Source organism: Cellulomonas carbonis (assembly GCF_014636275.1).
GTDB lineage: Bacteria > Actinomycetota > Actinomycetes > Actinomycetales > Cellulomonadaceae > Actinotalea > Actinotalea carbonis.
Genome location: NZ_BMEB01000001.1, coordinates 675,327 through 701,212, shown reverse-complemented (window position 1 = coordinate 701,212; position 25,886 = coordinate 675,327). Strand labels below are relative to the sequence as shown.

Sequence of the window (25,886 nt, the reverse complement as noted above, 5' to 3'; positions counted from 1 at the left end):
CCTCGGATGATCACTGCTCACGACGTGGAGCTGCGCGTCGGCGTGCGCGTGCTGCTCACGTCCGCGTCCTTCCGGATCGGCCCGGGCGACCGGATCGGCCTCGTCGGCCGCAACGGCGCGGGCAAGACCACGCTGACGCGCGTCCTCGCGGGCGAGGGGCAGCCGACCGCGGGGCGCGTGACCCGCAGCGGCGACGTCGGCTACCTCCCGCAGGACCCACGCACGGGCGACCTCGACGTCGTCGCGACGGACCGCATCCTCGCCGCGCGCGGCCTCGACGAGATCGTCCGCGCGATGCGGTCGACCGAGGGTGCGATGGCGAGCGCCGACGACGCGACGCGCGACGCCGCGATGGAGCGCTACCCGCGGCTCGAGGCGCGGTTCACCGCGGCGGGCGGGTACGCGGCCGAGAGCGAGGCGGGGCGCATCGCGTCGAACCTCGGCCTCGACGAGCGCGTGCTCGGCCAGCCGCTGCACACGCTCTCGGGTGGCCAACGCCGCCGCGTCGAGCTCGCGCGCATCCTCTTCTCGGGCGCCGACACGCTGCTGCTGGACGAGCCGACCAACCACCTCGACGCCGACTCGATCGTCTGGCTGCGCGACTACCTCAGCTCGTACTCGGGCGGGTTCCTCGTGATCAGCCACGACGTCGGCCTGGTGCGGCAGACCGTCAACAAGGTCTTCCACCTGGACGCCAACCGCGGTGAGCTCGACCAGTACAACCTCGGCTGGGACGCCTACCTCGAGCAGCGCGAGACCGACGAGCGGCGCCGCAAGCGCGAGCGGGCCAACGCCGAGAAGAAGGCCGCGGCGCTGAAGTCCCAGGCGGACAAGATGCGCGCCAAGGCGACCAAGGCGGTCGCCGCGCAGAACATGGCGCGGCGAGCCGAGAGGCTGCTCGCAGGGGTCGAGGGCGAGCGCATCCACGACAAGGTCGCGAAGCTGCGGTTCCCGGACCCTGCGCCGTGCGGCCGGACGCCGCTCACCGCGACGGGGCTGTCCAAGTCGTACGGCTCGCTCGAGGTGTTCACCGACGTCGACCTCGCGGTCGACCGGGGGACCCGCGTCGTCGTCCTGGGCCTCAACGGCGCCGGCAAGACCACGCTCCTGCGCCTGCTCGCGGGCGTCGAGGAGGCGGACACGGGCGAGGTGGTCCCGGGCCACGGTCTCAAGCTCGGCTACTACGCGCAGGAGCACGAGACCCTCGACGACACCCTCACGGTCGTCGAGAACCTGCGGCACGCGGCGCCCGACCTGTCCGACACCCAGGTCCGCTCGGTGCTGGGCTCGTTCCTGTTCTCGGGCGACGACGCCGACAAGCCCGTGCGTGTCCTGTCCGGTGGCGAGAAGACCCGGCTCGCGCTCGCGACGCTCGTGGTGTCGTCCGCGAACGTCCTGCTCCTGGACGAGCCGACGAACAACCTGGACCCCGCGAGCCGCGAGGAGATCCTGTCGGCGCTGCGCGGGTACGCGGGCGCGGTCGTCATGGTCAGCCACGACGAGGGTGCCGTCCACGCCCTCGCGCCCGATCGAGTGGTGCTCCTGCCCGATGGGGATGAAGATCTATGGAACGACAGCTACGCGGACCTCGTCTCGCTCGCGTGAGCTCGTGCCGGACCCACGTGGCCCAGCACGGCGTCGTCGGCCCCCGGTCGGCGGCGTGTGACCGGTCCATGGCCAGAAGGGGATGTCCATGAGTGCGAAGCTCCCGAAGGGATCTCGGATCACCGGCGACAGCAGGCAGGACCTCGCGTCGTCCCTCGTCGAGCGGTACGACCGGGGCGAGAGCATCCGGTCGATCGCCGACGACATCGGCAGGTCCTACGGGTTCGTCCACGGCGTCCTCGCGGAGGCCGGCGTGACCATGCGGTCACGCGGCGGTGCCACCCGCGGTGCCGCGGCCGAGGCCCGACGCAAGGCCCTCAAGGAGGCGCGCGCGTCCTGACGTCGCACCCCGCCCGCTGAGGGCCGTCGGTCGGCCGCCGGCTCAGCTGCCGTCGACTCGGACGTCGCCGGAGGCCTGGGCGTCCAGGAGGGCGTCCTCCTCCTCCTCGGCGGTCGGTCTGCGTCGCTGTCGCCGTGTCGGCGCCCGGCGGGCGACGTCGCCCGCCGGTGGCACCGCCGCCCCCGGCTCGACCACGTTGTCGGCCGCGGCCTGCTCCCCGTCCCGCTGCTCGCGACGGATCAGCAGGACGGGGGCCGCGAGGGCACCGACCGCGAACACCCACCACTGGAACGCGTACGACATGTTCGTCCCGAGCGTCGTCGCGGGGCGGGGCAGCGGGGCGACGCCGACCGGGCGCGCGCCGTCCTCCGTCACGGCGGTGCCGTAGGCCCCCAGCGCCGGACCCGGCAACGGCCCGCCGCCGAGCGCGCGCTCGACGTCCGGCACGCTGATCGCCTGGACCTGGCCCGCGGGTGCGTCGCGCGACGACGGCGCCTCGAGCGGTCGCAACCGGGCGACGAGCGTCGTGCGTCCCGGCGGGGCGTCGGCCACGGTGGGGCCGCTCCCGTCGTCCCCGGGCGGCACCCAGCCCCGGTCGACGAGCAGGACCGCCCCGGTGAGCGGACCCTCGTCGACGACGAGCGGTGCCACGACGTGGAGCGCAGGACTCCCGGACACGGGTCGGTTCCGGACGAGGACCTGCGGGTCGACGTAGTGGCCGACGACCTCGACGGGCCGCCACGCGTGCCGCGGGTCGAGCGGCTGACCGACGGCGAGCAGCGCGTCGACCGGTACCGGCTCGGCGTCGTGGTTGCTCTCGACGAGATCGACGGCCGCGGCGCGCTGCTCGTGGCGGTGCCACTGCCACACGCCCGCGGCGACGCAGCCGACGGCGACGAGGACGCCGACGAGCACGGTCAGCGCCCACCGACGGCGACGGGCCGACGGGTCGGTCATCAGCCGTCCGAGTCGTCCAGCTCGCCGACCGGGACCGTCTCACGGTGGAAGCCGCGCGCACCCAGGAAGTCCTCGAGGCCCTGGCGGTGGTCACCGCACGCGAGCCAGACCTTGCGTCGCTCGGCCGTGTGCAGGCGCGGGTTGTTCCACCGCAGCCCCCAGGTCGCGTCCGCGCGGCACCCGCGGGCGCTGCACACGACGTCGTCGTCGGCAGGCGCCTCGGGGCGGTCGGTCACGGTGTCTCCCTCGGGGACGGCGGTGCGGTCGGTGCTGCGGCTGGTCCTGCGGTCGCGGGTGAGGCTACCGGGCCGGGCCCGCCGGGCAGGCCGTGCGGGTCCAGGAACGTGCCCGGGTCCGACTCGCGCGCCCCGCCGACCCCGCGCTCGCGGCCGGCGTTGGCCAGGACGACGGCGAGGTAGGGCAGCAGCACGGCGCCGGCGGCGAGCACCCACCGCGACCAGTGGTCGATGGCCACAGCCCCGACGAAGCAGACGACGCGCGTGCTCATCTGCCACAGGTAGCGCTTGTTGCGCTGCGCGATGTCGTCGACGCGCGACGGCGGGGCGCTCGTGATCCGCTGGACCGCGTCGTCCTCGGTGCGCGCACGGACGCGCCGAGGCGTGCGGGAGGCGGACGAGGGCAGGCTCACCTCCTGATCGTACGTTCGCGACCCTGAGGGGTTGCTGAGCGTCGGCCGCTCCCGCGCGGGCCCGCCGTGACCGGCCCGTGGCCGTGCCCGGGCCGTCCTCGTGCCCGCGACCGTCTCGCGTCCGTGGTGGGCGCCGGCGCGGCGCGTCCCTGCGGGCGTCGGCTACCGTCACCCCCGGGCCGGACCCGGCCCGCACCCGCCGAACGACTGGAGGCGCACGTGGCTGAGACGCCGACGCCGGGACCCCGCAGCGTCCTCGTGACGGGGGCCAACCGCGGGATCGGCCGCGCGATCGCCGAGCGGTTCGTCGCCGCGGGCGACCGCGTCGCCACGATCTACCGCAGCGGCGACCTGCCCGACGGCGTGCTGGGCGTGACGGGCGACATGACGGACACCGCGAGCGTCGACGCCGCGTTCACCGAGGTCGAGGCCCAGCACGGACCCGTCGAGGTCCTGGTCGCCAACGCCGGCATCACGCGCGACCAGCTGCTCATGCGCATGACCGACGAGGACTTCGAGCAGGTGCTCGATGTGAACCTCACGGGCGCGTTCCGGTGCGTCCGCCGCGCGAGCAAGGGCATGATCCGGCTCCGCCGCGGGCGGATCGTCCTCATCTCGTCGGTCGTCGGCCTGTACGGCGGGCAGGGGCAGGTCAACTACGCGGCCTCGAAGGCCGGACTCGTCGGCATGGCGCGCTCGATCACGCGTGAGCTGGGCGGGCGCGGCATCACCGCGAACGTCGTCGCGCCCGGGTTCATCGACACGGCCATGACGGCGGCGTTGCCCCAGGACCGCCAGGACGCCTACCGTGCAGCGATCCCCGCCGGCCGGTTCGCCCGGCCCGAGGAGGTCGCGGGCGTCGTGCACTTCCTGGCCTCCGACGACGCCGCGTACGTCAGCGGGGCCGTGATCCCCGTCGACGGCGGCCTCGGCATGGGCCACTGAGGGCCCGCGCCGCACCGACGCACCCGAGAACACCACACAACGGCAGCCGCGCCTGCCACGACGCTTCGGAGACGCACATGGGCCTGCTGGAGGGCAAGAAGCTCCTCGTCACGGGAGTCCTCGTGGACTCGTCGATCGCGTTCCACGTCGCGCGGCTCGCGCAGACCGAGGGCGCCGAGGTGGTCCTCACGTCGTTCGGGCGGCAGCTCCGGCTCACGCAGGCGATCGCCAAGCGCCTGCCCTCGCCGGCTCCCGTCGTCCAGCTCGACGTGACCGACGGCGACGACCTCGCCGCCCTCGCCGAGCGCGTCGGTGAGCACGTCGACCGCCTCGACGGCGTCGTGCACTCGATCGGCTTCGCGCCGCAGTCCGTCATGGGCGGGAACTTCCTCGCCGGGGAGTGGGACGACGTCGCGACCGCGGTCCACGTCTCCGCCTACTCGCTGAAGTCGCTGGCCGTCGCCGCGAAGCCGCTCATGACGCGCGGCTCGTCGCTCGTCGGGCTGACCTTCGACGCGCGCTACGCGTGGCCCGTGTACGACTGGATGGGCGTCGCCAAGGCAGCCTTCGAGGCGACGTCGCGCTACCTCGCGCGGGACCTCGGCCCGGACGGCATCCGCGTCAACCTCGTCTCCGCCGGGCCCGTGCGGACCACGGCGGCCAAGTCGATCCCCGGCTTCGAGGCCATGGAGGGCGGCTGGCCCGAGCGTGCGCCCCTCGGCTGGGACGCGTCGGACCCCGAGCCGACGGCGCGCGCCGTGACGGCGCTCCTGTCCGACTGGTTCCCCGCCACGACCGGGGAGATCGTCCACGTCGACGGCGGCTTCCACGCGATGGGCCTGTGACCGTGACGCCCCCGCCGCGGCGTCTCGTGCTGCTCCGGCACGCCAAGGCCGAGCACGGGGGTGCGCTCGCCGACGAGCTGCGGCCGCTGAGCCTCGAAGGTCGTCGCCAGTGCGCCGAGGTCGCAGCGCACCTGCGCTCCGGCGCTGGGCTCCCGGAGCGCGTGCTCGTCTCGTCGGCGGTCCGGACGCGACAGACGTGGGAGCTCGTGCGGGGGGCGCTCGCGGGCGAGCCGGTACCCGAGGTCGAGGTGACCGACCGGCTCTACGACGCGGGCCCGGGTGAGGTCCTCGACGTCGTGGCCACGGTCGACGAGCGCATCCGGACGCTCCTCGTCGTCGGGCACGAGCCGGCCGTCTCCGCCGTGGCCTCCTACCTCGCGGGCGCCGAGGGCGAGGCAGCCCACCTCGGGACCGTCCGCGCGGGTCTGCCGACCGCCGGGCTGGCCGTGCTCGACGTGGCCGGCGACTGGGCGGCGCTCGGGCCCGGCGCGGCGCGCCTCGTCGACGTCCTGCGTCCGACGCCCCGGTAGGTCGACCCTCGGCTGGCTGCGCGGTCGGTCAGGCGGTCGGTCAGGCGCGCCCGGGCGCGCGGTGGGGCAGGTCCAGCAGCTCGAGGACCGCGTCGAGGGGCGCGTCGAGCACCGCCACGTCGGCCTGCGCGCAGACGACCGGCTTGGCGTTGAAGGCGATGCCGAGCCCGGCCGCCGCCAGCATCGCGAGGTCGTTCGCGCCGTCACCGATCGCGACCGTGTCCTCGAGGGCGACGCCCTCGGCGGCCGCGAACTCCCGCAGTGCGGCCGCCTTGGCCTCGGCGTCCACGACGGGGCCCGTCACGCGGCCGGTGAGGTGGCCGTCGACCACCTCGAGCCGGTTCGCACGGACGAAGCGGATCCGGAGGCCGGCGGCCAGGGGCTCGACGACCTCCGCGAACCCGCCCGAGACCAGCCCCACCGGCCAGCCCGCGGCATGCAGCTCGGCGACGAGGCGCTCGGCACCCGGGGTCAGCTCGACCTCGTGCCGGACGTCGTCGAGGACCGAGACCGGCAGGCCGGCGAGCGTGGCGACGCGCTCGTGGAGCGATCGCCGGAAGTCGATCTCCCCGCGCATCGCCCGCTCGGTGACCGCGGCCACCTCGGCGCGCGACCCCGCGCGGTCGGCGAGCATCTCGATCACCTCACCGGTGATCAGGGTCGAGTCGACGTCGGTCACGACGAGGCGTCGGCGGGGGGTCACGCGGGCAGGGTAGCGCCGCCTCGTCATGGGCCCTGGGCAGCGTCCAGGTCCGTGGCGCGCGGGGCGCCGGGCCGAGCGACGGGTCGCTCGGCCCGGCCCGCGTCGCTGGGCCCGGGCCGGGCCGGGCGGCTCAGGGCTCGATGACCGTGCCCTTGGGCACGACGGTGATCCCGGACTCCGTGACGGTGAAGCCGCGAGAGCGGTCGTGCTCCGGGTCGATCCCGACGCGGGCGCGCTCGCGGACCACGACGTTCTTGTCGAGGATCGCGCGGTGCACCTGGGCGTGCCGCCCGACGACGCTGTTGTCCATGACCACGGAGTCGCTCACCGACGACCACGAGTGCAGGTAGACGCCCGGCGACAGCACCGACCCCGTGACCGTGGCGCCGGAGACGATCACGCCAGGGGAGACGAGCGAGTCCGCGGCGTGTCCCAGGCGGCCCGGGCCCGCGTGGACGAACTTGGCCGGCGGGAGCCCCGTGTAGCCAGTGAAGAGCGGCCACTCGTTGTTGTAGAGGTTGAAGACCGGGTTGACCGAGATCAGGTCCAGGTGGGCGTCGTAGTACGCGTCGAGGGTGCCGACGTCGCGCCAGTAGTCGCGGTCCCGGTCGGTCGAGCCGGCGACGTCGTTGCGGATGAAGTCGTAGACGCCCGCGGTCCCGCGGTCGACGAAGAACGGCACGATGTCGCCGCCCATGTCGTGCTTGGACTGCGGGTTCTCGGCGTCGCGCGTGACGGCCTCGACGAGCGCGTCGGCGTCGGCGACGTAGTTGCCCATCGACGCGAGGATCTCGTGGGGCGCGTCCGGCAGACCCTCGACGTCGGTCGGCTTCTCGAGGAACGCGTCGATCCGGTCGGGCTGCTCGGCCCGTGTGCGGATGACCCCGAACTGGTCGGCGAGCCCGATGGGCTGGCGGATCGCCGCGACGGTGAACTCGGCGCCCGAGCTCACGTGCGCCTCCACCATCTGGGAGAAGTCCATCCGGTAGATGTTGTCCGCGCCGACGACGACGACGATGTCGGGCCGCTCGTCCTCGATGATGTTCAGGCACTGGAAGATCGCGTCGGCGCTGCCGAGGTACCAGTGCTTGCCGACCCGCTGCTGCGCGGGGACGGGCGCGACGTAGTTGCCCAGCAGCGGGGACATGCGCCAGGTCCGTGCCACGTGCCGGTCGAGGCTGTGGGACTTGTACTGCGTCAGGACCACGATCTGCAGGTACCTGCTGTTGACCAGGTTGGACAGGGCGAAGTCGACGAGGCGGTACAGGCCCCCGAACGGCACGGCGGGCTTCGCACGGTCCGCCGTGAGCGGCATGAGCCGCTTTCCCTCGCCACCCGCCAGGACGATCGCCAGAACTCGAGGGGCTGCCATGCTCGAACCCTAGAGCGTGACCCCCGTCACGACCAGCCGTCCACGCCGCGGCGCGCTAGCGTGGCCACGTGCGCGTCGATCTGCTGACCAGGGAGTACCCGCCTCACGTCTACGGCGGTGCCGGAGTCCACGTCGCGGAGCTGAGCGCGGTGCTGCGCAGCAGGGTCGAGGTGCGCGTCCGGTGCTTCGAGGGTGCGCGCGCCGAGGCCGGTGTCCACGGCTACGACGCGCCGGCGGAGCTCGCGGACCACAACGCCGCCCTGCGGACGTTCGGCGTCGACCTCCTCATGGCCGGCGACGTCGCGGGGGCGGACATCGTCCACTCGCACACCTGGTACGCGAACCTCGCGGGGCACCTGGGCGGCCTGCTGCACGGCGTGCCGCACGTCGTCAGCGCGCACAGCCTCGAGCCGCTGCGCCCGTGGAAGGCCGAGCAGCTCGGTGGCGGCTACGCGCTGTCCGGCTGGGCCGAGCGGACGGCGTACCTGGGCGCGGCCGCGGTGATCGCGGTGAGTGCGGGCATGCGGGCCGACATCCTGCGCTGCTACCCCGAGATCGACCCCGACAAGGTGCACGTCGTCCACAACGGGATCGACCTCGCGGGGTGGCGCCGGCCCGAGGGCGACGCCGTCGCGCGCGCGGACGAGGTCGTGCGCCGGCTCGGCATCGACCCGGACCGGCCGACCGTCGTCTTCGTCGGTCGGATCACGCGCCAGAAGGGACTGCCCTACCTGCTGCGGGCGGCCGCCGAGCTCCCGCCCGACGTCCAGCTCGTGCTGTGCGCCGGGGCGCCCGACACGCCCGAGATCGCGACCGAGGTGTCGACGCGCGTCGCGGAGCTCCAGACCGAGCGCGGCGGCGTCGTCTGGATCGAGCAGATGCTGCCGCGCGACGAGCTCGTGGCCGTGCTGTCGGCCGCGACGGTCTTCGTGTGCCCCTCGGTGTACGAGCCGCTCGGCATCGTCAACCTCGAGGCGATGGCGTGCGGCCTGCCCGTGGTCGGCACCGCGACGGGCGGCATCCCGGAGGTCGTCGACGACGGCGTGACGGGCCTGCTCGTGCCGATCGAGCAGGTCCAGGACGGCACGGGGACGCCGGTCGACCCGGACCGGTTCGTGCGCGACCTGGCCGCGACGCTCACCGAGCTCGCGACGGATCCGGAGCGCGCCGCCGAGATGGGTCGTGCTGCCCGGCGCCGCGTCGAGGACCACTTCGCGTGGGACGCGATCGGCGACCGCACGCTCGAGGTCTACCGGTCGGTCCTGGACGGCGGCTGACGGCCGGGGTCGTCGCCGGGCGTTCAGCCCACGGTGACCGCGGACATGGCCCGCCGGGCGGCGCGGTCCACCTCGCGCAGCGCGGTCGAGCGCTGGTCGGCCTGCCACAGGTTCACCGCACCGCCGTCGTCGGACGTCGCGAGCGCGACGATGCCGCGCAGGCGCGCCGCGAGCGTGAGGACCCGGACGCGCCGCGGCTCGAGGTCGGCCGGCAGGTCCCACCGGGGCGCCTCGTCACCCCGCAGGCGCGCGATCGCCGCGGCCGCGTCGGGCCGCCAGCGGGCGACGTCGAGCGAGGTCAGCGCCTCGGTCGCCGACCCCAGGGCGTGGCGCAGCTCGAGCTCCGCCTCGGCGGGCGAGCCCACGCGACCGACGAGCGCGGTCGACCACGGCTCGACCGGTCGGACGTGCCACGTCACGAGGTGACCCGGCTCGAGCGCGCTGCCGAAGACGGTGACCTCGGGCACGGCCGCCACGGCGCCGTCCGGCGTCTCGACGAGCACGCACTCGCCGGCGTCGAGCGCGGCCGCCGAGACCGACGCGGGTGCCCCCGCAGGGTCACCGGGCACCGGCAGGACGGCCGCGACCGTGCGCGGCCCCGCCGCCCACGCCGCGAGCAGCGCGGCGAGGCTGTCGTCCGCCGCACCTGTGGCCGCACCGGGCGTCCCGCCGACGACGGCGTGCGGCTCGTCGTCGCCCTCGACGCAGCGGACGGCGTGCTGGAGCGGTGCGGCCCCGGCGCCGACGTGGCGGGCCCACAGCGCGAGCACCACGGAGCGGGGGAGCGCGAGGAGGTCGTCGTGCACGCGCCCAACCTACGTCGGGTCGGTCGCAGGTCGGTCGGTGCCGCGCAGGCTAGGGTTCCGGCCATGGCTGGCGTGCTGGGTCTGCGTGACGTGACGGTCCGTCGGGGGACGACGACGATCCTCGACGGGGTGACGTGGGACGTCGCCGACTCCGAGCGGTGGGTCGTCCTGGGCCCGAACGGGGCGGGCAAGACGACGCTGCTGCAGATCGCCGCCGGGCGGATGCACCCGACGTCGGGCACGGCCGAGGTGCTGGGCGAGCGCCTGGGCGCGGTCGACGTCTTCGAGCTGCGGCCGCGCATCGGCGTCGCGTCGGCAGCGCTCGCCGACCGGATCTCGCCGTCGGAGAAGGTCGTCGACGTCGTGCTGACCGCGGCGTACGGGATGACGGGCCGGTGGCGCGAGCGCTACGAGGCCCTCGACCACGAGCGCGCCCGCACGCTCCTCGACGTGTTCGGCGTCGGCCGGTTCGCCGACCGGGCCTTCGGCACGCTGAGCGAGGGCGAGCGCAAGCGCGTCCAGATCGCGCGCGCACTCATGACCGACCCCGAGCTGCTGCTCCTCGACGAGCCCGCCGCGGGGCTCGACCTCGGCGGTCGCGAGGAGCTCGTCGCGGCGCTCACCGAGCTCGCGCTCGACCGGCGGTCGCCCGTCCTCGTGCTCGTCACGCACCACGTCGAGGAGGTCCCGGCGGGCTTCACGCACGGGCTCCTGCTGCGGGACGGCCGGGTCGAGGCCGCGGGGACGCTCGCCGACGTGCTCGCCGAGGAGCCGCTGAGCCGCACGTTCGGGCTCGACCTGGAGGTCGAGCGTCGCGGCGACCGGTGGGCGGCGCGCTCGAGGCGGTGAGCTCGGGCGCCCCGCGTCGCGCGGTGCGCCGGTACGATGATCGGGACGACCAGCGCGCGATGGGGGGCCGATGGACCAGATCGAGATCCACTGGGTCTGGTGGGTCGTCGCGGCCGTCGCCCTCGGGGTGCTCGAGGTCCTGACGCTCGACCTCGTCCTGCTGATGTTCGCGGCGGGTGCTGTCGCAGCCCTCGTCGCGAGCCTCGTCGGTGCCAACATCACGGTGCAGGTGCTGGTCTTCGCCGGTGTCTCGACGTTCATGCTCGTGGTCCTGCGCCCGTTCCTCCTGCGCAACCTGCGTCGTAGCACGCCGCTCGTCGAGACGAACACGGCGGCCCACGTGGGTCGGACGGCGCTCACGCTCACCGAGGTCACGGACAGGTCTGGCCTGGTCAAGCTCGCGGGTGAGCAGTGGTCGGCGCGGTCGTCGCAGACCGGTGTCGTGCACCCGGTCGACGTGACCGTGCGCGTCGTCCGGATCGACGGCGCGACCGCCGTCGTCGGCCCGGTGCAGGACCCCGACGAGGACCCGCCGCACGCGCCGGGCACCTCACCGTAGGACCGAGTCCGGGAGGACCCCTTGATCGAGAACCCCACGGTCAGCGCGAACCAGCTGATCCTCTACCTCGTGCTGGGCCTCGTCGCCCTGTTCGTCATCGTGACCCTCGTGCGGGCCGTGCGGATCGTCCCGCAGGCGGAGGCGCAGGTGATCGAGCGCCTCGGTCGCTACTCGCGCACGCTCGACGCCGGCCTCCACCTCCTCGTGCCGTTCATCGACCACGTGCGCGCGAAGGTCGACCTGCGCGAGCAGGTCATCCCGTTCGCGCCGCAGCCGGTCATCACCTCGGACAACCTCGTGGTGAGCATCGACACGGTCGTGTACCTCCAGCCGACCGATCCCAAGTCGGCGACCTACGAGATCGCCAACTACATCGTGGGCATCGAGCAGCTCACCGTGACCACGCTCCGCAACGTCGTGGGGTCGATGGACCTCGAGCAGACCCTCACGAGCCGCGACCAGATCAACGGCCAGCTGCGCGGGGTCCTCGACGAGGCGACGGGCAAGTGGGGCGTGCGCGTCAACCGGGTGGAGCTCAAGGCGATCGACCCGCCCCAGAGCGTCCAGGGCGCGATGGAGCAGCAGATGCGTGCCGAGCGCGACCGGCGTGCGGCGATCCTCACCGCGGAGGGCGTCAAGCAGTCGCAGATCCTCACGGCCGAGGGCGAGAAGCAGGCGGCGATCCTCCGCGCCGAGGGCTCCGCGCAGGCGGCGGTCCTCCAGGCCGAGGGTGAGGCGCGCGCGATCCTGCAGGTCTTCGACGCCATCCACCGCGGCGACGCGGACCCGAAGCTCCTCGCGTACCAGTACCTGCAGATGCTGCCCGAGATCTCGCGCACGCAGTCGAACAAGGTCTGGTTCATCCCGACCGAGTTCACCGCGGCCCTCAACTCGATCAGCAAGGGGTTCGGGGGAGGGGGCGACGCCGGAGAAGGCGTCGCCGCGTCGACCCGCCCCGCGGGGACGTCGCCCGTCCGGCGGGAGGACCTCGGGCCGTCGGCGCTCGGTGACCCGGCCAAGGCGCTCGCGGAGGCACGCGCCGAGTCGGAGGCCGCCACGAACGACGCGACGTCGGCGGGGACGATCGGCAGCCGCGGCGTCGGCTCCGTCGGCGCATCGGAGCAGCAGCGTCGGCCCCGTGCCGAGCTGCGACAGGAGCCGCCCCAGCGACCGGAGCACCCGGGCGGCCAGGACGGGCCGCCCGCCCCGCCCCGGGACGTGCCGCCGCCACCGCCGGCAGGCTAGGCGAGCGACGGGCCCCCGACCTCAGTGGTCGGGGGCCCGTCCTGCGTCCGCTCCCCGCCCACCGGGCGACGGGCGCCGTGCGTTCGCCGACAGCGAATGAGTGAGCACTCACTCATGACGTAGGGTGCTCGGGTGAGCCCCGCCGCACCGCCCGCACCTGCCGTGCCCCCCGCACCCGCCGTGCCTCCCTCGACGTCACGCCGCACCGCCTCACGGGCCGCACCCATGTCGCCCGACGACCGCCGCGACGCCGTCCTCGCCGCGACCGTGCCCCTCCTGCTCGACCGGGGGCTCGCCGTCACGACGCGCGAGCTCGCCGAGGCCGCGTGCGTCGCGGAAGGGACGCTCTTCCGCGTCTTCCCCGACAAGGCGTCGCTCGTCCGGGCGGCGATCGAGCGCGCACTGGACCCGGCGCCGCTCGTCGCGGCGCTCGGGGGCGTGCCGCGTGCGCAGGGAGCGTCCGACCCGTCGACCCTCGTGCGTGTCGTCGTCGGCATCCTGCTGGACCGGGCCCGTGAGGTGTCCGGCCTCGTGTCGCTCGTGCACGCGATGGACCCGGGGGCGCCGCACCCGCACCCCCGGCCGGCCGGGCGGGACCACGTGGAGGCGGTCGTGACCGCGGTCGCGGAGCTGCTCGAGCCCGTCGGTGGGCGGCTCCGACGCGAGCCGGCCGTCTGCGCGCGGCTGCTCGTCGGTCTCGTGCTCGCGGTGGTCGGTCCGCTCGGCCGCGGCTCGGACCTCGACGCCGACGACCTCACCGAGCTGTTCTGCGCCGGGGCCGTCCGTGAGGGGGAGTCGTGCTGATCACGCTGCTGCGCCGGTACCTCGGCGACTACCGGGGGCTCATCACGGCCGTGCTCGTCCTCCAGCTCGTCCAGGCGGTCGCGAACCTCTACCTGCCGAGCCTCAACGCGGACATCATCGACGACGGCGTCACGCAGGGCGACACCGGGGTCGTGCTGCGGCTCGGCGGTGTGATGCTCGCGGTGACGACCGCCCAGGTGCTGTGCGCCGCGGGAGCCGTCTACGCCGGGGCGCGCATCGCGATGGGGGTCGGGCGCGACCTGCGCGCCGCGGTGTTCGACCACGTGCAGACCTTCTCGGCGCAGGAGCTCGGGCGGTTCGGCGCGCCGTCGCTCATCACGCGCACGACCAACGACGTCACCCAGGTCCAGACGGTGCTGTTCATGATCCTCACGATCGTCGTCGCCGCTCCGGTGATCATGGTCGGCGGTGTCGTGATGGCCCTGCGCGAGGACGTGCCGCTCTCGGGCCTGCTCCTCGTCGTCGTGCCCGTCCTCGCGGCCGTCATGGGGTTCGCGATCGTGCGGATGCGGCCGCTGTTCCAGCGCATGCAGCAGCGGATCGACGCCCTCAACCGCGTCCTGCGCGAGCAGGTCGCCGGCATCCGCGTCATCCGCGCCTTCGTGCGGGACGCGCACGAGCGCGAGCGGTTCGCGCGGGCCAACGCGGACGTCATGGAGGTCGGGCTCGGCGTGGGGCGCGTCATGGCGGTGGTCTTCCCGACCGTCATGCTGATCATGAACGTCTCGAGCGTCGCGGTGCTGTGGTTCGGCGGGATGCGCGTCGACGCCGGGTCGATGCAGGTCGGCTCGCTCGTCGCGTTCCTCTCCTACATCATGCAGATCCTCGTGGCCGTCATGATGGCCGTGATGATGTTCATGCTGGTCCCGCGCGCCGAGGTGTCCGCGGGCCGCATCACCGAGGTCCTCGGCACGAGCACCTCGGTCGTCGTCGCGGAACGGCCGGTCACGCGGCTCGAGCGGCGCGCGACCGTCGAGCTGCGCGGCGTCGACTTCGCGTACCCCGGTGCCGAGGAGCCCGTGCTGCGCGGCGTCAGCCTGCTCGCCGAGCCCGGTCGCACGACGGCGATCATCGGGTCGACCGGCTCGGGGAAGACGACCCTGCTGCAGACCGTCCCGCGCCTGTACGACGTGACGGGCGGAGCGGTCCTCGTCGACGGGGTCGACGTGCGCGACCTCGAGCCCGAGACGCTGTGGTCGCGCATCGGGTACGTGCCCCAGCGGCCCTACCTGTTCAGCGGCACGGTCGCGAGCAACCTCACCTACGGCAAGGAGGACGCCGCCGAGGACGAGATGTGGCACGCGCTCGAGGTCGCGCAGGCGGCAGAGTTCGTGCGGGAGATGGGCGGGCTCGACGCGCGCGTCGAGCAGGGCGGGACCAACGTGTCGGGCGGCCAGCGGCAGCGCCTGGCGATCGCGCGGGCCGTCGTCCGCCGGCCCGAGATCTACCTGCTCGACGACTCGTTCTCCGCGCTCGACTACGCGACCGACGCCGCGCTGCGCGCCGCGCTCGTGCCGGAGACGCGCGACGCGACCGTCGTCGTCGTCGCGCAGCGTGTGAGCACGATCCGGCACGCCGACCGGATCGTCGTGCTCGACGAGGGTCGCGTCGTCGGCACGGGAACCCACGCCGAGCTCATGGCGACGAACGACACGTACCGAGAGATCGTCCTGTCGCAGGTGAGCGTGGAGGAGGCGGCGTGAGCGCGCAGCAGACCCGGACGCCCGTCCCCGCCGGCCCCCGACCGCACGGACCCATGGGTCACGGCATGGGCATGCCCGTCGCCAAGCCCATGGACTTCCGCGGGTCGCTGCGCAGGCTGCTCGGCATGCTCCGACCCGAGCGGGCACTGCTCGTCGTCGCCGTGGTGCTGACGGCAGGCACCGTGACGCTGTCGGTGCTGGGGCCCAAGGTGCTCGGCACCGCGACGGACGTCGTCTTCGGCGGCGTCATCGGCCGCCGCCTGCCCGCGGACGTCACGCAGGCGCAGGCGGTCGAGGGGCTGCGGCGCGACGGCGAGGTCGAGCTCGCCGACATGCTCGCGGCCATGGACCACGTGACGCCCGGCCAGGGCGTCGACACGGGCGCACTCCGTGGCGTGCTGCTGACCGTCCTCGCGCTGTACGCCGGGGCGTGGGTGCTCGGCTGGGTCCAGGGCCTGCTGACGACGCACGTGGTCCAGCGCGCGGTGTTCCGGATGCGCGAGGAGGTCGAGGCGAAGCTCTCGCGCCTGCCCCTGCGGCACGTCGACCGCCAGCCGCGCGGCGAGCTGCTCTCGCGCGTCACGAACGACATCGACAACATCGCCCAGACGCTCCAGCAGACGCTCAGCCAGCTCATCCAGGCCGTGCTCATGGTCGTCGGCGTGCTCGGCATGATGCTGTGGATCTCGCCGGTCCTCGCGCTCGTCGCGGTCCTCACGGTCCCGCTCGCAGGGGTCGTGACAGCGGTGATCGCCAAGCGTGCGCAGCCGCAGTTCGTCGCGCAGTGGGCCAGCACCGGGCGCCTCAACAGCCACGTCGAGGAGATGTACTCGGGGCACGCGCTGGTCAAGGTGTTCGGCCGGCAGCAGGACGCGTCCCGCACCTTCCACGCCGAGAACGAGGCGCTGTACGAGGCGTCGTTCCGCGCGAACGCCATCTCGGGGATCATCCACCCCGCGATGATGTTCATCGGCAACCTCGGCTACGTCGTGATCGCCGTCGTCGGTGGCCTCCGGGTCGCCGCGGGCGCCATCAGCCTCGGTGACGTGCAGGCCTTCATCCAGTACTCGCGCCAGTTCACGCAGCCGCTCACCCAGGTCGCGTCGATGATGAACCTGCTGCAGTCGGGCGTCGCGTCGGCCGAGCGCGTCTTCGAGCTGCTCGACGCGCCCGAGCAGTCGCCCGAGCCCATCGACGCGCCGCGGCCGGACCCCGTGCGGGGTCGGGTCGAGCTCGAGCACGTGTCGTTCCGCTACGACGCCGACAAGCCGCTCATCGAGGACCTGTCCCTGTCCGTCGAGCCGGGTCGGACCGTCGCGATCGTCGGACCGACCGGTGCGGGCAAGACGACGCTCGTGAACCTCCTCATGCGGTTCTACGACGTCGACTCCGGTCGCATCCTGCTCGACGGGGTCGACACCGCGACGATGGACCGCGAGACGCTCCGCCGCTCGCTCGGCATGGTCCTGCAGGACACGTGGCTGTTCGGCGGGACGATCGCGGACAACATCGCCTACGGCCGCCCGGGCGCGACGCGCGAGGAGGTGCTGGACGCGGCCCGCGTCACGCACGTCGACCGGTTCGTGCGGACGCTCCCGGACGGGTACGACACCGTGGTCGACGAGGAGGCGGGCAACGTGTCCGCGGGCGAGAAGCAGCTGCTCACCATCGCACGCGCGTTCATCGCCGACCCCGCGATCCTCGTCCTCGACGAGGCGACGTCGTCGGTCGACACGCGCACCGAGGTGCTCGTCCAGCACGCCATGGCCGCCCTGCGCCAGGGGCGCACGTCGTTCGTCATCGCGCACCGCCTGTCGACGATCCGCGACGCCGACCTCATCCTCGTCATGGAGCGCGGGTCGATCGTCGAGCAGGGCACGCACGACGCCCTCGTCGCGGCCGGCGGCGCGTACGCGCGGCTCTACGCGAGCCAGTTCGCGGCGGCCGCGGCGCCGGTCGACTGACGGCTCAGGGTGGGCGCGCAGGCCACGCAGGCGGGTCGGCGAGCCGTGAGACGCCTGCCTCGCGCGGGTGACCGTCAGTCGAGCCGGGACCGGCCGCCCGGTCGCGCTCGCGTCACGCGGCGCAGCCAGAGCAGCACGACGACGCCCGAGGCCACGAGGACCGCGGTCGTCTGCAGCCCCGAGAGCCGGCCGAGCGCCGACAGCGCGAGGACCAGCGTGTAGCCGACGACGGCCGTGAGCCCGAGCCACGCGATCGCGTACAGCGCCTTCTGGCCCATGGTGCTCCTCGCCGGACGGGGGCGGCGCACGTGCGCCTGGAGCCAGACGCTATCCGCCGCGCCGTCGTCGCGCCGCGTCCGGCTCCGCGTCGTGCCCACCGGGAGCACCGCGCGACGCGCGAGGGCGTGCCGCGCCAGGTGCGGGCGTCGGGCAGACTTCCGCCGTGCCCGTCGTCCGCATCACCGACCCCGCCGACCCGCGTCTCGTCGACTACACCGGCCTGACCGACGTCGCGCTGCGCTCGCGCCGCGAGCCGGCCGAGGGCCTGTACATGGCCGAGAGCTCGAAGGTCATCGAGCGTGCGCTGGGGGCGGGGCACCGGCCGCGGTCGTTCCTCATGACCGAGCGCTGGCTGCCCGACCTCGAGCCGCTCCTCGCGGACGTCGTCGCGCGCCACGGGGACCTGCCCGTGTACGTCGGCGAGCGCGACGTCGTCGAGGGTCTCACCGGGTTCCACCTGCACCGCGGCGCGCTCGCGGCCATGCACCGCCCGGCCCCGCGGACCGTCGAGGAGGTGCTCGCGGGAGCACGGCGCGTGGCGGTGCTCGAGGACGTCGTCGACCACACGAACGTGGGCGCGATGTTCCGCAGCGCCGCGGCGCTCGGCGTCGACGCCGTCCTGGTGACGCCGCGCTGCGCCGACCCGCTGTACCGGCGCAGCGTCCGGGTCTCGATGGGCACGGTGTTCCAGGTGCCGTGGACGCGCGTGGACCCATGGCCCGACGGCGTCGCGGAGCTGCGTCGGCTCGGCTTCGTCACGGCGGCGCTCGCGCTGTCCGACGACGCCGTGACGCTCGACGCGCTCGAGGCCGACCCACCGGAGCGGCTCGCGCTCGTGCTCGGCACCGAGGGTCACGGCCTGCACGCGTCGACGGTGGCGGCGGCGGACGTCGTCGTGCGGATCCCGATGGCCGGCGAGGTGGACTCGCTCAACGTCGGGGCGGCGGCCGCCGTCGCGTTCTGGGCGACGCGCGTGCGCTGACCGGCCGGGCCGCCGGTCGGGCGGGTCCGGGCCGGCCGCACGGGGCCGGTGGTCAGGCGATCGCGAGGTCCTCGACGACCTCGGCGCCCGGCATGCGCGCGAGCAGCGGCCCGGGCAGCGCGACCTTGGACCGTCGTACGCCGCTGCCGACGACGACGTGGTCGGTCGCCGCGACGCGGGCGTCGACGAGGACCCGCCAGCCCTCGGGCAGCCCGAGCGGCGTGATGCCGCCGTACTCCATGCCCGAGCCCTCGACGGCACGGTCCATCGGCAGGAACGACGCCTTGCGGACGTCGAGCAGGCGCTTGACCGCGGAGTTGACGTCCGCGCGCGTCGTCGCGAGGACCACGGCCGCGGCGGTGCGCTCGTCGCCCGCGCGTCGGCCCGCGACGACCACGCAGTTCGCGGACGCCGCGAGCGGGAGGTCGTAGGCCGCGGTCAGCGCGGCGGTGTCGGCGAGCGACGGGTCGATCTCGGCGACCAGCACGGAGGCGCGCACCGCGTCGTCGTCGTCGGCCCAGCGTGCCAGGGCGCGCGCGGTCGACGCCGCGAGCAGGTCGGGGCGGTCCAGGGCGGGCGTCCAGTCGAGGCCGGGGAAGGGCATGGCCCCATGGTCACCCGGTCGTCGCCGGTCCGCGCGCGTCGCTCAGAGGGCGAACGTCCCCGTGAGGGTCGCGCGCGCGACCGTGTGGAACAGCGCCTGGAACGCGACGGTCGTCGGTGTGGTGCCCGCGTCGACGTCGAGCGTCGGCACGTCGAGCGCGTGCACGGCGAAGACGTACCGGTGCGCGCGGTCGCCGGGCGGGGGAGCGGCCCCGGTGTAGCCCGGCGTCCCGGCGTCGTTCCGGGTCTGGACCGCGCCGTCGGGCAGCAGGGCGCCGTCGGGTGAGCCGGCCCCGGCGGGCAGCGACGTGGTCGACGCAGGCAGGTTGGCGACCGTCCAGTGCCAGTAGCCCGCGGGCGTCGGCGCGTCGGGGTCGAAGCACGAGACGACGAAGCCCTGCGTGCTCTCGGGGAAGCCGCTCCAGGTCAGGTGCGGCGAGGTGCTGCCCCCGTCGGCGGTGCACGCGGCGGGGACCTCGGCGCCCTCGGTGACGTCCTCGCTGGTGAGGGTGAAGGTCGGGACCCGCGGGAGCAGCGAGTACGGGTCGGGGGCCTCGGGGCGGTCCAGGTCCATGTGTCCTCCGTGGGTGGGGTTGCGGTGGTCCGTGCGGCGTCAGTGTGCTGCCCATCTTCACAAGTGGACGCGGGAGCGCACGTCGTGCCGTGGGACCCGTCGGTCCGCGTGGAGGTGCGCCCCCGACAGGCCCTGGTCCGGGCGGGTGAACGGCGCCGGGCGGGTCACCCGGTGGTGCTGCGGAGGACGTTTGACAGGCCCGTCGTGTCGGCGTTCACTGGCATACTCTCGAACAGGTGTTCGAAGGTCAGCGGTACGGGAGATCGACCTGGCAGAGGGTCGAGCGCTGTCGTGGTGGTCCTGTGAGCGGTGGTCGGAGGTGGGAGCTGTGAGCGTGTCGGCGCCCGCCAGCGGTGCGGTCCACGAGGACCGCGAGGGTCGGGCCGTCGGGCGTCCCGGGCCCGGAGGTGGGCTCGGGGGCGGGCTCGCAGGTGGGGCGGGACGAGCGGAGCTCGCGCGCTCGGTGCTGCGGCTCGCGGAGGAGCGTACCGGCGCGGCCCGGTGGGTCCGCCCGGTCACGCGGACCGCGGAGCCGCGCGCCCGTGCGGTGCCCGAGGACGCCGCACGAGCGGTGCCGCGCGTCCCGGAGGACCCGGAGGCCGTCGCCCGGCTCCTGCCCGTGGCCCCCGGGCTCGACGCGCTGCTGCCGGCCGGTGGCCTCGCACGGGGCTCGACCGTCGTGGTCGACGGGTCGACCTCGCTCGTGCTCGCCCTGCTGGCCCAGGCGTCCGCCGAGGGGGCCTGGGTCGCGCTCGTCGGACTGCCCGACGCCGGTGTGCTCGCCGCGCACCAGCTCGGTCTCGCGCTCGACCGGGTCGCGCTCGTCCCGGCCCCGGGGGCCGACGCCCCCACGGTGGTCGCGGCCCTGCTCGACGGCTTCGACGCGGTCGTCGTGGGGCCCGCCGCCGTGCTCGCCGACGCGGACCGTCGTCGTCTCGCCGCGCGGGCCCGCGAGCGGTCCGCGGTGCTCGTGCCGACGACGCCGTGGCCCGGCGCCCACGTGGTGCTCGACGCCGCCGGCGCACACTGGGAGGGGCTCGGGCGCGGTCACGGCAGGCTGCGCAGCCGACGGCTCACCGTGCGCCGCACGGGACGCGGCGGTGCGGCGCACGGCTCGGTGCACGAGGTCGTCGTCCCGTCCTGCCCGCACCCGTGGCAGGACGACGCGTCGGTCGCGACCTCCGTGAGCGGTGGGGACCTCGTCCTGCTCGAGGACCGGAGGGCGGGATGAGCACGCCCGGACGGGTCGCCGCGGTCTGGGTGCCCGACTGGCCGGTCCTGGCCGCGACGACGGCCGAGGACGTCGCACCGCACGTGCCCGCCGCGGTCCACGACGGTCGGCACGTCACCGCGGTCTCCGCCGTCGCGCGGGCGCAGGGCGTCCGCCGCGGCATGCGGCGTCGGCACGCGCGCGAGACGTGCCCCGGCCTCGCGCTGCTGCCCGCGGACGACGCGCGCGACGTCCGGCTGTTCGAGCCCGTGGTCGTCGCGGTCGAGACGGTCGTGCCCGGCGTCGAGGTCGTCCGCCCCGGCCTGCTCCTGCTCCCGTCGGAGGGTGCCGGGCGGTACCACGGCTCGGAGGACGCGCTCGCGGAGCGGCTCGTCGACGCCGTCGGTGCGGTGGGCTACGAGGCGCAGGTCGGGGTCGCCGACGGCGTGGGCGCGGCCGTCCTCGCGGCGCGCGCCGAGCGCATCCTGCCGCCGCGCTCGGGGCCGGCGTTCCTCGCACCGCTCGGCGTCGGCGAGCTCCGGCACGTCGCCGCGCACGACGGCGCCGACGTGACCCGGCTCGTGGACCTGCTGACGCGGCTCGGGGTGCGGACGCTCGGGGACCTCGCGCAGCTGCCCCGCACGGACGTGACGGCGCGCTTCGGCCCCGTCGGGACGTGGGCGCACCAGGTGGCCTCGGGTCAGGACGACCGGCCCACCGCGCTGCGCCGGCCCGAGGAGGACGTCGCCGTCGAGCAGGTGCTCGACCCGCCCGTCGACCGGATCGAGGGGACCGCCTTCGCTGCGCGCGGCCTCGCCGAGGCGCTGCACGCACGCCTCGTCGAGCGCGGCGCGGGCTGCGGCAGGCTCCAGATCGTCGCGCGCACCGAGGGCGGCGACGAGCTGGTCCGCACGTGGCGTACCGACGCCGCGCTCGGGGGGCTCGCCGTCGCGCGCATCACCGACCGCGTCCGGTGGCAGCTCGAGGGGTGGCTCACGCGCTCGACGGCCGGCGGTCGCCGCCTCGCGACGCACCTGGGGGAGGACCCGGGCCCCTCCGCGCTCGTCCACCTCGCGCTGCGCGCCGAGGAGGTCGTGGCCGTCGGTGCCGAGCAGGGCCGGCTGTGGGGGGACCCGAGCGGCGGCGACCGGCGCGCGCACCGTGCGCTGCACCGCGTCCAGGGGCTGCTCGGGGCGGACTCGGTGCTCGGCGTGGCCGTCCAGGGTGGCCGTGACCTGCGCGACCAGGTCCACGTCGTCCCGTGGGGCGAGGACGTCGCGCCGGCGCGCCCGGCCGATGCGCCCTGGCCGGGTCGCCTGCCACCGCCCGCCCCCGCGACGGTCCTGCAGGAGCCCGAGCCCGCCGCGCTCCTCGGTGCCGACGGTCGGCCGGTGCAGGTCAGCGCCCGGCTCGAGCTCAGCGCCGAGCCCGTGGCGCTGCGCCGTGCGTCGACGACGCACACCGTCCGCGCGTGGGCAGGGCCGTGGCCGGTCGTCCAGCGCTGGTGGGGGCCGGACCCGCAGCGCGCCGTCTACCTCCAGGCGGTCACCGACGACGACGGTCCCGCGGTGCTGCTCGCGCTCCGCGCCGGCGCCTGGGCGGTCGAGGCCCGCTATGACTGACCCGGGTACCGCACCCCGCTACGCCGAGCTGCACGCGCACTCCGCGTTCAGCTTCCTCGACGGCGCGAGCCAGCCCGAGGAGCTCGTGCGCGAGGCGGTCCGGCTCGGCCTGTCCGGTCTCGCGCTCACCGACCACGACGGGCTGTACGGCGTCGTCCGCTTCGCGCAGGCGGCGCGCGACGCCGGGCTGCCGACCGTGTTCGGCGCCGAGCTGCACCTGCCCGCCGCAGGGGGCGTGCTCGACCCTCCCACCGGGACGCCCGACCCGCGCGCGACGCACCTCCTCGTCCTCGCCCGCGGGCCCGAGGGCTACCGCGCGCTGTCCCGCTCGATCGCCGAGGCGCACCTGGCCACGGGTCGCAAGGGTGCGGCGGACCACCGCCTCGAGGCCCTCGCCGAGGCCGCCGACGGCCGGTGGCTCGTGCTCACCGGCTGCCGCAAGGGCGCCGTCCGGCAGGCGCTCGACGGTGTACCTGCACGTCCGGCGGGCACCGGACACCGCGGTCGCGCGACCGCACCGCGCACCCCCGGAACCTGGCGGCTCGACGCCGCCCGTGCCGAGCTCGACACGCTGACCGCGCTGTTCGGACGCGACAACGTCGCGGTGGAGGTGACCGACACCGGCGACCCGTGGGACTCCGAACGGGCCGACGCGCTCGCCGAGCTGGCCCGGCGGGCGGGGCTCCCGCTCGTCGCGACGGGCGGCGTCCACCACGCGCGGCCCGCCGACGCCGACCTCGCCGCGGCGCTCGCGGCCGTGCGGGCCAGGTCGAGCCTCGACGACGTCGACGGCTGGCTCCCGGCGGGCGGGCGTCACCTGCGGTCCGCGGCCGAGATGCTGCGCCGTCACCGGCGGTACCCGCACGCCGTGACGACCGCGGCCGAGCTCGCCGACGAGTGCGCGTTCGACCTCGCGCTCGTCGCGCCACAGCTCCCGCCGTACCCCGTGCCGCCCGGCCACGACGAGGCGAGCTGGCTGCGCGAGCTCGTCCGCCGCGGTGCGCTGGACCGCTACGGACCGCCCGAGGCCGAGCGCGTCCCGGGCGCCTGGGCGCAGGTCGCGCACGAGCTCGACGTCATCGAGACGCTCGGCTTCCCCGGGTACTTCCTCATCGTCCACGACCTCGTGGACTTCTGCCGGCAGCGCGGGATCCTGTGCCAGGGACGCGGCTCGGCCGCCAACTCGGCGGTCTGCTACGCGCTCGGCGTGACCGCGGTCGACGCCGTGCGGCACGGGCTGCTGTTCGAGCGGTTCCTCGCCCCCGAGCGGGACGGCCCGCCCGACATCGACGTCGACATCGAGTCGATGCGCCGCGAGGAGGTCATCCAGTACGTCTACGAGCGGTTCGGCCGCACGCACGCCGCGCAGGTCGCGAACGTCATCTCCTACCGGCCGCGGTCGGCGGTGCGGGACGCCGCACGCGCGCTCGGCTACGACGTCGGCCAGCAGGACGCCTGGAGCAAGAGCATCGAGCGGTGGGGGAGCCTGCGCGGTCCCGAGCCGAGCAGCGGCTGGCACCACCTGACCAAGGCGCCCACGGCGACGGTGCAGGCCGACGCCGCTGCGCCCACCACCGTGTGGGAGAGCTCGGACACGCACGACGTCGTCCCGCGGCACCTGCCACCGTCGGCGACCGACCTCGCCGAGATCCCCGAGGAGGTCATCGACCTCGCGGACCGCATGCTGCGCCTGCCGAGGCACCTCGGGATCCACTCGGGCGGCATGGTCCTGTGCGACCGCCCGGTCATCGAGGTGTGCCCCGTCGAGTGGGCGCGCATGCCCGGCCGCACGGTCCTGCAGTGGGACAAGGACGACTGCGCCGACGCGGGCCTGGTCAAGTTCGACCTGCTGGGCCTCGGCATGCTCTCGGCCCTGCGGATCGGGTTCGAGCTCGTCGCGCAGCACGAGGGCGTGGACCTCGGGCTGCACTCGCTGCCGCAGGAGGACCCCGCGGTCTACGACCTGCTGTGCGCCGCGGACACGGTCGGCGTGTTCCAGGTCGAGTCGCGCGCGCAGATGGCGACCCTCCCGCGCCTGCAGCCGCGGTGCTTCTACGACATCGTCGTCGAGGTCGCGCTCATCCGTCCCGGTCCCATCCAGGGCGGCTCGGTCCACCCGTACATCAACCGCGTGCGCGGTCGTGAGCCCGTCACGTACCTGCACCCGCTGCTGGAGAAGTCCCTCGGCAAGACGAAGGGCGTGCCCCTGTTCCAGGAGCAGCTCATGCAGATGGCGATCGACGTCGCCGGGTTCAGCGGCGCCGAGGCCGACCAGCTGCGCCGCGCGATGGGTTCCAAGCGGTCGACCGAGCGGATGGAGGCGCTGCGCGGCCGCCTCATGTCCGGCATGGCCGAGCGCGGCATCACGCCCGAGGTGCGCGAGCAGGTCTACGACAAGCTCAAGGCGTTCGCGGACTTCGGCTTCCCCGAGTCGCACGCCTTCTCCTTCGCCTACCTCGTGTACGCGAGCTCCTGGCTCAAGGTGCACCACCCGGCGGCGTTCTACGCGGGGCTGCTCGCGGCGCAGCCCATGGGCTTCTACTCACCGCAGTCGCTCGTCGCCGACGCGCGCCACCACGGCGTGACCGCGCTGCACCCCGACGTCAACGCGTCGGGCGTCCAGGCGGGGCTCGAGCGCCTGCCCGACGGGCACGCCGCACCTCCCGGCCGGCCGGCGCCCGTCGAGCCCTCGGGGCGGTGGGGGCCACCGGCCGACCTCGGGCTCGCGGTCCGCCTCGGGCTCGCGTCGGTGCGGGGGATCGGCGAGGACCTCGCGGGGGCGGTCGTCGCCGAGCGTGACGCGAACGGTCCGTTCACCGGGCTGCGGGACCTCGTCCGTCGGGTCCGCCTGACGACGCCTCAGCTCGAGTCCCTCGCGACCGCGGGTGCGCTCGGGTCGCTCGACGTCGACCGGCGCGAGGGCCTGTGGGCGGCCGGTGCGCTCGCGCAGGAGGGCCCCGACACGCTGCCCGGGGTGTCCGTCGGGGTCGAGGCCCCGACGCTGCCCGGCATGAGCCAGGTCGAGCTCGCGATCGCCGACGTGTGGGCGACCGGGGTGTCACCCGACTCCTACCCGACGCAGTACGTCCGGGACGGCCTCGACGCCGCGGGCGTGCTCCGGGTCGCCCACGCGATGGCGCACGAGGCAGAACGGCGGGTCGCGGTCGCCGGCGTCGTCACCCACCGTCAGCGTCCGGGCACCGCGCAGGGGGTGACGTTCCTGTCGCTCGAGGACGAGACGGGTCTGATCAACGTCGTGTGCACGGCCGGGCTGTGGCGGCGGTTCCGCACCGTCGCCCGGTCCTCGCCGGCGCTCGTCGTCCGCGGGCGGCTCGAACGCGCCGACGGCGCGACGAACCTGCTCGCCGAGCACCTCGCACCGCTGTCCCTGCGGGTCCCGACGGCGTCGCGCGACTTCCGGTGAGCCCGACCCGCGGCCCGG

The 25,886-nt window shown here is 74.8% G+C and carries 25 protein-coding genes; 16 read left to right on the top strand and 9 right to left on the bottom strand.

Annotated features, from left to right (window positions below):
• The first annotated feature begins 6 nt into the window (after positions 1 to 6).
• Complete coding sequence (locus IEV86_RS03230) at positions 7 to 1,605, top strand: ABC-F family ATP-binding cassette domain-containing protein (protein ID WP_043602940.1); 1,599 nt, start codon at positions 7 to 9, stop codon at positions 1,603 to 1,605.
• An 88-nt stretch (positions 1,606 to 1,693) separates the two neighbouring features.
• Entirely contained in the window at positions 1,694 to 1,945 is a 252-nt protein-coding gene (locus tag IEV86_RS03225) for a helix-turn-helix domain-containing protein (RefSeq protein WP_052425867.1), read from the top strand.
• 42 nt (positions 1,946 to 1,987) lie between these two features.
• Here IEV86_RS03225 and IEV86_RS03220 read toward each other — a convergent pair whose 3' ends face one another.
• Genes IEV86_RS03220 through IEV86_RS03210 form a run of 3 tightly spaced genes read right to left on the bottom strand, consistent with a single transcriptional unit; the run spans position 1,988 to position 3,551 of the window.
• The gene (locus tag IEV86_RS03220) at positions 1,988 to 2,902 is read right to left on the bottom strand and encodes an SURF1 family cytochrome oxidase biogenesis protein (protein WP_043602937.1); all 915 of its coding nucleotides are present in this window, start codon (positions 2,900 to 2,902) and stop codon (positions 1,988 to 1,990) included.
• Positions 2,902 to 3,138 (bottom strand): hypothetical protein, encoded by a 237-nt coding sequence (locus tag IEV86_RS03215; protein WP_052425858.1) that lies wholly within the window; start codon positions 3,136 to 3,138, stop codon positions 2,902 to 2,904. The genes IEV86_RS03220 and IEV86_RS03215 overlap by 1 nt, the downstream gene beginning before the upstream one ends.
• The gene (locus IEV86_RS03210; RefSeq protein ID WP_229734447.1) at positions 3,135 to 3,551 is read right to left on the bottom strand and encodes a DUF3099 domain-containing protein; all 417 of its coding nucleotides are present in this window, start codon (positions 3,549 to 3,551) and stop codon (positions 3,135 to 3,137) included. Before IEV86_RS03210 ends, IEV86_RS03215 begins: the two co-directional genes overlap by 4 nt.
• A 219-nt stretch (positions 3,552 to 3,770) precedes the next feature.
• On the opposite strand from IEV86_RS03210, the gene IEV86_RS03205 reads away from it, so the two are divergent.
• From IEV86_RS03205 to IEV86_RS03195, 3 genes are all read left to right on the top strand, one after another.
• On the top strand, positions 3,771 to 4,496 hold the full coding sequence (locus tag IEV86_RS03205; RefSeq protein ID WP_043602935.1) for a beta-ketoacyl-ACP reductase: 726 nt from the start codon (positions 3,771 to 3,773) through the stop codon (positions 4,494 to 4,496).
• 77 nt (positions 4,497 to 4,573) lie between these two features.
• Positions 4,574 to 5,341: an enoyl-ACP reductase FabI gene (gene fabI / locus IEV86_RS03200; RefSeq protein ID WP_043602933.1), complete on the top strand. Its 768-nt coding sequence runs from the start codon at positions 4,574 to 4,576 to the stop codon at positions 5,339 to 5,341.
• Positions 5,338 to 5,871 (top strand): SixA phosphatase family protein, encoded by a 534-nt coding sequence (locus IEV86_RS03195; protein ID WP_152605544.1) that lies wholly within the window; start codon positions 5,338 to 5,340, stop codon positions 5,869 to 5,871. The genes fabI and IEV86_RS03195 overlap by 4 nt, the downstream gene beginning before the upstream one ends.
• 40 nt (positions 5,872 to 5,911) lie before the next feature.
• Here IEV86_RS03195 and serB read toward each other — a convergent pair whose 3' ends face one another.
• Together serB and IEV86_RS03185 are read right to left on the bottom strand one after the other, a co-directional pair.
• Positions 5,912 to 6,574, bottom strand: coding sequence for a phosphoserine phosphatase SerB (serB, locus tag IEV86_RS03190; protein WP_306460048.1), 663 nt, complete (start codon positions 6,572 to 6,574; stop codon positions 5,912 to 5,914).
• A 130-nt stretch (positions 6,575 to 6,704) separates the two neighbouring features.
• Entirely contained in the window at positions 6,705 to 7,946 is a 1,242-nt protein-coding gene (locus IEV86_RS03185; RefSeq protein WP_043602927.1) for a glucose-1-phosphate adenylyltransferase, read from the bottom strand.
• 68 nt (positions 7,947 to 8,014) lie between these two features.
• On the opposite strand from IEV86_RS03185, the gene glgA reads away from it, so the two are divergent.
• Positions 8,015 to 9,223 (top strand): glycogen synthase, encoded by a 1,209-nt coding sequence (gene glgA / locus IEV86_RS03180; protein ID WP_043602925.1) that lies wholly within the window; start codon positions 8,015 to 8,017, stop codon positions 9,221 to 9,223.
• 23 nt (positions 9,224 to 9,246) lie between these two features.
• Here the strand turns inward: glgA and IEV86_RS03175 are convergent, their stop codons facing one another.
• Entirely contained in the window at positions 9,247 to 10,029 is a 783-nt protein-coding gene (locus IEV86_RS03175; protein WP_043602922.1) for an Rv1486c family protein, read from the bottom strand.
• 63 nt (positions 10,030 to 10,092) lie between these two features.
• Between IEV86_RS03175 and IEV86_RS03170 the strand changes: the two genes are divergently transcribed.
• From IEV86_RS03170 to IEV86_RS03145, 6 genes are all read left to right on the top strand, one after another.
• Positions 10,093 to 10,878 carry an ABC transporter ATP-binding protein gene (locus IEV86_RS03170; RefSeq protein ID WP_043602920.1) on the top strand — a complete coding sequence of 262 codons (786 nt, stop codon included), beginning with the start codon at positions 10,093 to 10,095 and terminating at the stop codon, positions 10,876 to 10,878.
• Between the two features lie 70 nt (positions 10,879 to 10,948).
• The gene (locus IEV86_RS03165) at positions 10,949 to 11,437 is read left to right on the top strand and encodes an NfeD family protein (protein ID WP_229734446.1); all 489 of its coding nucleotides are present in this window, start codon (positions 10,949 to 10,951) and stop codon (positions 11,435 to 11,437) included.
• Between the two features lie 21 nt (positions 11,438 to 11,458).
• Positions 11,459 to 12,682, top strand: coding sequence for an SPFH domain-containing protein (locus IEV86_RS03160; RefSeq protein WP_052425857.1), 1,224 nt, complete (start codon positions 11,459 to 11,461; stop codon positions 12,680 to 12,682).
• Positions 12,683 to 12,907: 225 nt separating this feature from the next.
• Positions 12,908 to 13,486: a TetR/AcrR family transcriptional regulator gene (locus IEV86_RS03155; protein ID WP_052425856.1), complete on the top strand. Its 579-nt coding sequence runs from the start codon at positions 12,908 to 12,910 to the stop codon at positions 13,484 to 13,486.
• Positions 13,480 to 15,210: an ABC transporter ATP-binding protein gene (locus IEV86_RS03150; protein WP_043602917.1), complete on the top strand. Its 1,731-nt coding sequence runs from the start codon at positions 13,480 to 13,482 to the stop codon at positions 15,208 to 15,210. The genes IEV86_RS03155 and IEV86_RS03150 overlap by 7 nt, the downstream gene beginning before the upstream one ends.
• 53 nt (positions 15,211 to 15,263) lie before the next feature.
• Complete coding sequence (locus IEV86_RS03145; RefSeq protein WP_043603004.1) at positions 15,264 to 17,174, top strand: ABC transporter ATP-binding protein; 1,911 nt, start codon at positions 15,264 to 15,266, stop codon at positions 17,172 to 17,174.
• Positions 17,175 to 17,248: 74 nt separating this feature from the next.
• On the opposite strand, the gene IEV86_RS03140 is transcribed toward IEV86_RS03145, so the two are convergent.
• Entirely contained in the window at positions 17,249 to 17,452 is a 204-nt protein-coding gene (locus tag IEV86_RS03140) for a hypothetical protein (protein WP_152605542.1), read from the bottom strand.
• A gap of 164 nt (positions 17,453 to 17,616) precedes the next feature.
• Between IEV86_RS03140 and IEV86_RS03135 the strand changes: the two genes are divergently transcribed.
• Positions 17,617 to 18,435 carry a TrmH family RNA methyltransferase gene (locus IEV86_RS03135; RefSeq protein ID WP_043602910.1) on the top strand — a complete coding sequence of 273 codons (819 nt, stop codon included), beginning with the start codon at positions 17,617 to 17,619 and terminating at the stop codon, positions 18,433 to 18,435.
• A gap of 52 nt (positions 18,436 to 18,487) precedes the next feature.
• Here the strand turns inward: IEV86_RS03135 and IEV86_RS03130 are convergent, their stop codons facing one another.
• Complete coding sequence (locus IEV86_RS03130; RefSeq protein ID WP_043602908.1) at positions 18,488 to 19,039, bottom strand: YbaK/EbsC family protein; 552 nt, start codon at positions 19,037 to 19,039, stop codon at positions 18,488 to 18,490.
• Positions 19,040 to 19,081: 42 nt separating this feature from the next.
• On the bottom strand, positions 19,082 to 19,612 hold the full coding sequence (locus IEV86_RS03125) for a YbhB/YbcL family Raf kinase inhibitor-like protein (protein ID WP_043602907.1): 531 nt from the start codon (positions 19,610 to 19,612) through the stop codon (positions 19,082 to 19,084).
• Between the two features lie 334 nt (positions 19,613 to 19,946).
• Between IEV86_RS03125 and imuA' the strand changes: the two genes are divergently transcribed.
• From imuA' to IEV86_RS03110, 3 genes are read left to right on the top strand one after another with little or no spacing between them, the layout of a single operon-like run.
• On the top strand, positions 19,947 to 20,843 hold the full coding sequence (gene imuA', locus IEV86_RS03120) for a DnaE2-dependent mutagenesis accessory factor ImuA' (protein WP_188484539.1): 897 nt from the start codon (positions 19,947 to 19,949) through the stop codon (positions 20,841 to 20,843).
• Complete coding sequence (locus IEV86_RS03115) at positions 20,840 to 22,444, top strand: DNA polymerase Y family protein (protein WP_043602906.1); 1,605 nt, start codon at positions 20,840 to 20,842, stop codon at positions 22,442 to 22,444. Before imuA' ends, IEV86_RS03115 begins: the two co-directional genes overlap by 4 nt.
• Positions 22,437 to 25,868: an error-prone DNA polymerase gene (locus tag IEV86_RS03110; RefSeq protein WP_043602903.1), complete on the top strand. Its 3,432-nt coding sequence runs from the start codon at positions 22,437 to 22,439 to the stop codon at positions 25,866 to 25,868. The genes IEV86_RS03115 and IEV86_RS03110 overlap by 8 nt, the downstream gene beginning before the upstream one ends.
• Positions 25,869 to 25,886 lie beyond the last annotated feature (18 nt).

Excerpts from the sequence above, each read along its gene's own strand:
- IEV86_RS03230 (WP_043602940.1), top strand. The coding sequence starts at position 7 with ATGATCACTGCTCACGACGTGGAGCTGCGCGTCGGCGTGCGCGTGCTG.
- IEV86_RS03225 (WP_052425867.1), top strand. The coding sequence starts at position 1,694 with ATGAGTGCGAAGCTCCCGAAGGGATCTCGGATCACCGGCGACAGCAGG.
- IEV86_RS03220 (WP_043602937.1), bottom strand. The coding sequence starts at position 2,902 with ATGACCGACCCGTCGGCCCGTCGCCGTCGGTGGGCGCTGACCGTGCTC.
- fabI (WP_043602933.1), top strand. The coding sequence starts at position 4,574 with ATGGGCCTGCTGGAGGGCAAGAAGCTCCTCGTCACGGGAGTCCTCGTG.
- IEV86_RS03185 (WP_043602927.1), bottom strand. The coding sequence starts at position 7,946 with ATGGCAGCCCCTCGAGTTCTGGCGATCGTCCTGGCGGGTGGCGAGGGA.
- IEV86_RS03170 (WP_043602920.1), top strand. The coding sequence starts at position 10,093 with ATGGCTGGCGTGCTGGGTCTGCGTGACGTGACGGTCCGTCGGGGGACG.
- IEV86_RS03165 (WP_229734446.1), top strand. The coding sequence starts at position 10,949 with ATGGACCAGATCGAGATCCACTGGGTCTGGTGGGTCGTCGCGGCCGTC.
- IEV86_RS03155 (WP_052425856.1), top strand. The coding sequence starts at position 12,908 with ATGTCGCCCGACGACCGCCGCGACGCCGTCCTCGCCGCGACCGTGCCC.
- IEV86_RS03145 (WP_043603004.1), top strand. The coding sequence starts at position 15,264 with ATGGGTCACGGCATGGGCATGCCCGTCGCCAAGCCCATGGACTTCCGC.
- IEV86_RS03140 (WP_152605542.1), bottom strand. The coding sequence starts at position 17,452 with ATGGGCCAGAAGGCGCTGTACGCGATCGCGTGGCTCGGGCTCACGGCC.
- IEV86_RS03130 (WP_043602908.1), bottom strand. The coding sequence starts at position 19,039 with ATGCCCTTCCCCGGCCTCGACTGGACGCCCGCCCTGGACCGCCCCGAC.
- IEV86_RS03125 (WP_043602907.1), bottom strand. The coding sequence starts at position 19,612 with ATGGACCTGGACCGCCCCGAGGCCCCCGACCCGTACTCGCTGCTCCCG.
- IEV86_RS03115 (WP_043602906.1), top strand. The coding sequence starts at position 20,840 with ATGAGCACGCCCGGACGGGTCGCCGCGGTCTGGGTGCCCGACTGGCCG.
- IEV86_RS03110 (WP_043602903.1), top strand. The coding sequence starts at position 22,437 with ATGACTGACCCGGGTACCGCACCCCGCTACGCCGAGCTGCACGCGCAC.